We start from the raw sequence: 1,181 nt of genomic DNA on the forward strand, positions 1-1,181 counted from the left end.
TATTCGTGCGAATTTCGGCCATGACACATCAATAGCATGCCACTGTATATTTGTAAGGGCTATCCACTTAGCGCCAACGGAGCGATCATGTCGGCGTGAGTGAATCTCAGCCTACCCCTATTGCGGGCATCGACTACCCTCGGACGTGGAGCCAGTTTGAAGAATGGTTTTCCACCGAGGATGATTGCGCACGATATCTTGAGCGGCTGCGCTGGCCAGATGGATTCGTATGCCCGAGTTGTAGGGCAAAGAGTGAACCGTATCGGAGTAGCCGCGCACGCCTGATCTGCAGGGCCTGCCGCAATCCTGGCACGGTCACGTCGGGCACAATTCTGGATAAGACACGCACGCCGCTTAAGGTATGGCTGGCAGCTGCGTGGCATATCACGAGCCAGAAATCGGGCATGAGCGCCTTGGGTTTGCAACGCGTGCTGGGCTTTGGTAGTTACCAAACTGCCTGGACTATTCTGCATCGCTTTCGCCGGGCGATGGTTTGTCCAGGGCGAGAGCGCTTGCAAGGCATCGTCGAAGTAGACCAAAGCTATCTTGCCATTCGTGATCGCCGTGTCACCCCAGTCGGCAAAGGCACGAAGGGATTGACCACGAAGTCGATTGTAGTGATCGCCGTGGAAATTTTGGAGCCAAAAGGGTTCGGCCGTATTCGCTTGCAGCGAATTGAAGCCGAGTCGGGCGACGAAATCGTTCCGTTCGTAAGAGAAGTCGTGGAACCCGGCTCCGTGCTGCGTACGGACGGCGCAGCCATCTATCGGGAGCTACGGGAGGAATATCAGCATGAACGGACGGTGGTCAAAAACGTGATACGAGCGGATGCCATTCCGGCCCACATACCGCTGCCAGGCGTCCATCGAGTGGCATCGTTGCTCAAGCGCTGGCTCCTTGGTACACACCAAGGAGCAGTTAAGCCGGCTCAGTTGGAACACTATCTCGACGAATTCGTGTTCCGCTTCAACCGACGCACGTCTCGTTCTCGCGGCCTCATTTTCTACCGCTTGCTCGAACAGGCCGTTCAGGCAGACCCGATTACCTACCGCCAGATCGCGAAGAAATCTCCGCGCGAGACCTGAAATTTCAGCATGCGGAATTTTGGTGCTAAGTGGATAGCCCTTATATTTGTACAGTACTCAGTCAATACGCTTGAGCGCTCTGCCTCACCGGCCTGA

Annotated in this window: 1 protein-coding gene; it reads left to right on the forward strand. The window is 55.6% G+C overall.

What is annotated here, in order from left to right:
• Positions 1-95 precede the first annotated feature (95 nt).
• On the forward strand, positions 96-1,085 hold the full coding sequence (locus M0D69_RS43630; RefSeq protein WP_301787982.1) for an IS1595 family transposase: 990 nt from the start codon (positions 96-98) through the stop codon (positions 1,083-1,085).
• Positions 1,086-1,181 lie beyond the last annotated feature (96 nt).

Origin of the sequence: Caballeronia sp. SEWSISQ10-4 2 (assembly GCF_030464885.1) — a bacterium.
Taxonomy (GTDB): Bacteria; Pseudomonadota; Gammaproteobacteria; order Burkholderiales; family Burkholderiaceae; genus Caballeronia.